Source organism: Bradyrhizobium sp. Leo170 (assembly GCF_004296405.1).
Taxonomy (GTDB): domain Bacteria; phylum Pseudomonadota; class Alphaproteobacteria; order Rhizobiales; family Xanthobacteraceae; genus Bradyrhizobium.
Genome location: NZ_PSRR01000955.1, coordinates 1 through 252 on the forward strand (window position 1 = coordinate 1; position 252 = coordinate 252).

Genomic DNA, 252 nt, shown 5'->3' on the forward strand with positions numbered 1-252 from the left:
TTTTGGATTGACGGAGACTGGCGGCTGGGCGGCGTGATCATCCAGCAGTCGGGGAACTTTAGCTGGGGGGAACTCCTCTGGATTAAACGTGAATCCCTCTGGCTCTACGGAGAAAGGCGGTTGAGCGGGTTGGTCATCTGGCCATTCCTGAATCTCCATGAGAAGCTCATGTTCCAGCCGCTGAAGTTCCAGTGGATCGGTTGGCGGCTCCGCGGCCTCATCACCGAGCACGTCCCAAACCTCCGCGTTGAG

1 protein-coding gene is annotated in these 252 nt (G+C 58.3%); it reads left to right on the forward strand.

All coding sequences use genetic code 11. The features are described 5' to 3' along the window. Positions 1-252 (forward strand): hypothetical protein (locus tag CWO89_RS47495; RefSeq protein WP_207234746.1); only part of this gene is annotated, 252 nt, incomplete at both ends.